The sequence below is a fragment of the Streptomyces soli genome (assembly GCF_003999195.1).
Classification (GTDB): Bacteria; Actinomycetota; Actinomycetes; order Streptomycetales; family Streptomycetaceae; genus Actinacidiphila; species Actinacidiphila soli.
In genome coordinates this window covers 1-5,452 of sequence record NZ_RJVR01000233.1, presented here as the reverse complement: position 1 = coordinate 5,452, position 5,452 = coordinate 1, and the positions used below count along the sequence as shown (strand labels likewise).

Sequence of the window (5,452 nt, the reverse complement as noted above, 5' to 3'; positions counted from 1 at the left end):
CTGGTCGAAACCCGCGACCAGGACATCGACACCGGGATGCACCGCCTGGCCACCACCCTCGCCCACCCCCGCCTCCCGCTGGAAGACCTCGGCTCGGCTGCGCTCGACACCCTGCCGACCCGGGCGCCGTGCGACGACGTCACGCTGCTCCTCGCCCGCACCCGCACCCTCAGCCCGGACCAGGTGGTCTCCTGGGACCTGCCCACCGACCCGGCCGTCGTCAGCACCGCCCGGTCCCTGACCCTCCGCCAACTGACCAAGTGGGGACTTGAGGACCTGGCCACCACCACCGAGCTGATCGTCAGCGAACTGGTCACCAACGCCATCCGCCACGGCACCGGCCCCGTCCGTCTGCGCCTGATCCGGCACCAGGTCCTGACCTGCGAAGTCTCCGACACCAGCAACAGCCTCACCCGCCTGCGCCACGCCCGGACCACCGACGAGGGCGGCCGCGGCCTCTTCCTCGTCGCCCAACTCTCCCACCGACGAGGCACCCGCTACACACCGGACGGCAAAACCGTATGGGCCGAACAGGAACTCACACCCGCGGCACAGCAGTGAAGTACAGCAACCCCCCACGACCCCGACCACGGCCGGTATCGTCCGCCACGGGTCACATGGTGACCTGTAGGACCGCAGGCGCCCGACTCGGCTAGAGCTACGGATCAGAAGGTGACCGTTGCCCGTGGCGTGCCCGTGGGAGGGCACGCCACGAGGAGTCACGGGGGAAGAGCGGCGAGTCGCACACGATCGTGCAGATCAGCGTCTTGGCAGGTCAGCCCCCATTCGCATACGGGATCTTCCAAACTAGCGACGACCCCGGCGCCGGCACGAAGTGTCGATGCGGCATTCGACCTGATCGCGTCGGCTCCCGCTGACGAGGAGCTGGCTTAGAGGCCGCGGCGCTGGAGCAGCTGGTCGCGGCGAAGGCGGCGGGCGGGAGCTGGAGAGCCCCCGGGGAGCCGGACCTGCGGTTGACTTCGTGGCCGACAGTGTTGGCGCCCGCCGGCCGAGCCCAGTTGCAGGGTTCTGCCCGCATCTCCCTCATTGCGTCCAAACAGCGCTTCAGGCGACGGACGGTGTTGCCAGATCGGGCGGAGAGACGGCGCGTCGACCGTCAGGCTGTGCGAAACGCGGGCCAGCTACGTTCGGCAGGGGCGAGTGCGGCGGCCCGTTTTAGAGGCCGCGCGAATAGGTGGGGCGGCGTCGCGTGCCGATGAGCGGCGCCTGGCGGCGTTGTCGTCGGTCGATGACGTCCCCCAGCCTGGCGGCTGGGTGGGGGTCCCCCCGGCCGAAGGCTGGGGGAGTGCCCCCACCGCGTCGCCTCCCTCCTCCGCCTTGCCAGACTTGCCCCTCGCCCCGCTCCTTCACCCGCCCCACCTATTTGCGCGGCCTCTTAGCCGGCAGGTAGTGCCTGTTCACACCAGATGGTTTTGCCGATAGTGGTCTGGCGCGTGCCCCAGTCCTGGGTGAGTTGGGCGACCAGGAGCAGGCCGCGGCCGCCCTCGTCGAAGACCCCGGCGCGGCGCATATGGGGTGCGGTGCTGCTGGCGTCGGACACCTCGCAGATCAGCGTGCGGTTGCGGATCATCCGCAGCTCGATTGGGGGGGCGCCGTAGCGGATGGCATTGGTGACCAGCTCGCTGACCACCACCTCAGTGAGGAACCCTGCTTCCGCGAGCCCCCATTTGTCGAGTTGGTCGGCGGCCAGTTTGCGGGCGTGGACGACCAGGGCCGGGTCGGCGGGGATGTCCCAGGTGGCGACCCGGTCCGGGGGCAGGGTGCGGGTGCGGACGAGCAGCAGGGCGACGTCGTCGGCGGGTCGGTCGGTGAGCAGGGTCTCGGTCACGGTGTCGCAGGCGGCTTCCAGTGACGGCGCGGGCAGCGAGAGCGCGTGGCGCAGGTCGTCGAGCCCCTCGTCGATTCGGTGGTGGGATTCGACCAGGCCGTCGGTGTACAAGGCAAGCACACTGCCTTCAGGCAGTTGCAGTTCGGCAGATTCGAAGGGCAGGCCCCCTAGGCCCAGTGGGGGGCAGGGGGGCAGGTCGAGGAAGTCGACGGTGCCGTCGGGGCTGACGAGGGCGGGTGCGGGGTGGCCGGCCCGCGCGAGGCTGCAGCGGCTGGAAATGGGGTCGTATACCGCATATAGGCAGGTGGCGACCATGTTGCCGCCGGGTCCGCCGTCGGTTGCGTCGGTTTCTTCGGAGAGACGTATGACGAGGTCGTCGAGATGGGTGAGCAGTTCGTCGGGTGGCAGGTCGATGTCGGCGAGGGTACGGACGGCGGTGCGCAGTCGGCCCATGGCGGCGGAGGCTTGGATACCGTGGCCGACCACGTCGCCCACGACCAGGGCGACACGTGCCCCGGACAGGGAGATCACGTCGAACCAGTCGCCCCCCACGCCGGCCTGCGAGCCGGTGGGCAGGTAGCGGTAGGCGGTCTCCACCGCCAGCAGCTCCGGAAGGTGGTGGGGAAGCAGGCTGCGCTGCAGGGTCACGGCGGTGGCGCGTTCGCAGGTGTAGCGGCGGGCGTTGTCCATGCACACGGCGGCGCGGGCGGCGACTTCCCCGGCGAGCAGCAGGTCGTCGTCATCGAACGGCTCGGGCCGCCGATGACGGACGAAGACCGCGACGCCCAGGGTGGTTCCGCGGGCGCGCAGAGGCGCGGTGATCACCGAGTGGAATCCGTAGTCGCGGGCCCGGGCGGTGCGGTTGAGGTCCTGCGCGAGCCAGTGGTCGAAGTCGGGGTCGTTCGTGATGTGGGCGAGGGCGGGTCGGCCGGTGAACAGGCTGCGAACACGCGGGGAAAGCTCCGAATAAATGTCGATCTCGCCCAGCTCAAGCGCGGCCTCGGGGCAGCCGTCCAGGACGGATGCGTGGGCTATGCGGCGTATGGCGACGGGGCCGGTGAAGGCTCCCGGGGTCGGCCCCTCACCGCTAAGTGCCGAGTCGAGCAGGTCGACGGAGGCGAAGTCGCTGAACTGGGGGACGGCCAGCTCGGCGAGTTCCTGAGCGGTGCGCGTCACGTCCAGGGTGCTGCCGATGCGGGTGCTGGCGTCGCTCAGCAGGTCAAGCCGCGTCCGGGCGATCATCATCCGTTTGAGACGTTTCTCCCGCTCCAGGCGGACCCGACACAGGATGAGGCTGATCGCGAACGCCAGAGCCACCACCGTGATGACGACAACGCGGCCGCCGACGGAAACGCTGTCGACCGCGAACCCATAGACGCCGATGGTCGTCGCCAGGGTGAGGGCGGCCACGATCAGGGTTCGCCGGAAGCGGAGCAGCGCGCCGGCTACAAAAGGTATGAGCACCGAGTACCCCGACCACCGCACGAGTCCCTCTCCCGCGAGCAAGAACTGCGCGACGGAGATCAATCCTGTACAGATAAGGAGCAGCGCGAAGACGCCCCATTCTGCGGACCGTGTGTGAATCACCTTGAGGTACTTCTGCAGCCCGGACACATTCTTCAGGCTCGCATATCGGACAAGTGATGACCATCCCCACGAATCCGACCCCTGCGAAAATCAGATGCTGTCGGCTGCGTCCAGCTCGGCCTTTCGCCGGCGTGCGTAGCCTTCCAGGTCGCGTTTGATGGTCATGACCTCTTCGACCGGAATGCGGATTGGCCAGCAGTGCCGGCCGTCGCACGAGCGGGGGAAGCTGCCGTCGATGAGCGAGATACCGCTGAGCACCACCCCGCCGTGGAGCGGCGGTGCCGGATCAGTCGATCAACCAGGGGACCTAGATTTTCGGCTTGAGAGTGCTTCCGGGACGGGGGGGACGCTCGTGAGCGCGGCCCAGATGACGGCAAGGCCGCCGGCCCAGGGCAGGATGCCGGACCAGGAGGCGCCGCGGGACTTCCAGAGCAGGACGAGGCATGCGGCGACTATCAGCAAACGGGCGGCCACCATCAGGGTCTTGCGTGATCTTGTGGACATGCGGGCACCCTAGGGGTCATCCGAGGTGGACGGAAGCGTCCGGATCAGCGCCAAATCCCGTAAGGGCGCTCATAACCAGCAATGTCCACACGGGCCATGACGGGTGGTGGCGGCGGAGGTTGACGGTGTACGCAGCCTTCACCTGGCTCTCAGGTTGCTCATATTTTCGGTCGCTAACTTCGCGGTATCAGAGTCCCATCGCTTTGAAATCCCCCCGCGAAAGGCACTCCCCCCACATGCTCGACGCCCCCACTACGACCCAGCGAGCGGACCCGATCCGCAATGCGCTGAAAAGTGCGCGGACCGGCCTCCTTGAGAAACGGGGCGGCCGGATCGCCCTCACCGCGGCGGTTGTGATCGTCGCGTTAGCGGTGCGCGCCACGATGTACAGGTACCAGTCGGGAGACTACGACTTCTTCGTGAGCCGCTGGTACGCGTACATCGACACCAACGGCGGGTTCAGCGCCCTCAAGAACACCAGCTTCGCCGACTACAACGTCCCGTACCTCTATCTGCTGGCGATACTGACCTATCTGCCGGTCCCGGTGCTCGCAGGGGTCAAGGCGATCTCGATCGCATTTGACCTGCTGTTGGCATTCTTCGTCCACCGCATCGTGGCCCAGCGCTACGGAAAACATTCCTGGCAGCCGATCGCGGCCGCGGCTGTTGTGCTGCTCCTGCCGACCGTGGCCACGAACAGCGGTTGGTGGGCACAGGCCGACTCGATCTACAGCTCTCTGGCGGTGGGCGGGCTCTACTTCGTCGTGCGCCGACGCCCGTGGTGGGCCTGCGTGTTCTTCGGGCTCGCCCTGTCCGTCAAGCTCCAGGCGATCTTCATCTTCCCGCTTCTGCTCGTCCTGGCCCTCTGCAAGTGGCTGCCGTGGCGGGCACTTCTGGCCATACCGGGGGTATACCTGGCCCTCGACATTCCCGCACTGCTGGTCGGCGCGTCGCCCGGTGACCTGCTGACGATCTACGCCCGGCAGACGGACAGCTACCAGTCCCTCACCCTCGGCGCGCCCAACATCTACCAGTACGTCACGGCGGGCGCCGACGCCGGCGCCTGGCGGACAGTGGGCATCGGTCTCACGGGCCTGGTGGTGCTGGCGCTGACTGCGTGGGTCGCGCTGCGGCGCACTAGGCAGGAGCCGCTGCGGATCGGTTGGCGAAGGCCCGAACTGACCCAGAACCGGCTGGTGTTGCTCGCATCCGCCTCGGTCATCGTCGTGCCGTACCTGCTGCCGGCGATGCACGAACGCTACTTCTACCTCGCGGACGTGTTCAGCGTCCTGGTGGCGTTCCACCTGCCTCGTCGGCTGTGGTACGTGCCTGTGCTGGTGCAGACGGCGTCCTTCGGCGCGTACTGGCAATACCTGTCGACGCAGGGCGACATGGGCGACATGGGGTCGGGCGGCGGGTTCCCCGGGGGCACCGGCGGGGGCGGTGGCCCGGGCGGGGGCGGCCGGCCCGGCGGCGGTGCGGGTAGCGCTACGGGCGGCGGCCCGGGTGGCG

4 protein-coding genes are annotated in these 5,452 nt (G+C 68.3%); 2 read left to right on the top strand and 2 right to left on the bottom strand.

Translation table 11 applies throughout. From position 1 onward, the window contains the following. Positions 1-561: ATP-binding protein (locus EFK10_RS23400; RefSeq protein ID WP_164836127.1), on the top strand; the 561-nt coding region annotated here is incomplete at its 5' end. An 835-nt stretch (positions 562-1,396) separates the two neighbouring features. Here EFK10_RS23400 and EFK10_RS23395 read toward each other — a convergent pair. After that, positions 1,397-3,334: a SpoIIE family protein phosphatase gene (locus EFK10_RS23395; RefSeq protein WP_240677417.1), complete on the bottom strand. Its 1,938-nt coding sequence runs from the start codon at positions 3,332-3,334 to the stop codon at positions 1,397-1,399. A gap of 192 nt (positions 3,335-3,526) precedes the next feature. Next, positions 3,527-3,694, bottom strand: a complete 168-nt coding sequence (locus EFK10_RS47700) for a hypothetical protein (protein WP_164836126.1) — start codon at positions 3,692-3,694, stop codon at positions 3,527-3,529. Positions 3,695-4,176: 482 nt separating this feature from the next. On the opposite strand from EFK10_RS47700, the gene EFK10_RS23390 reads away from it, so the two are divergent. After that, positions 4,177-5,452, top strand: a 1,276-nt coding sequence (locus EFK10_RS23390; protein ID WP_206305556.1) for a glycosyltransferase 87 family protein, incomplete at its 3' end; no start/stop codon positions are given.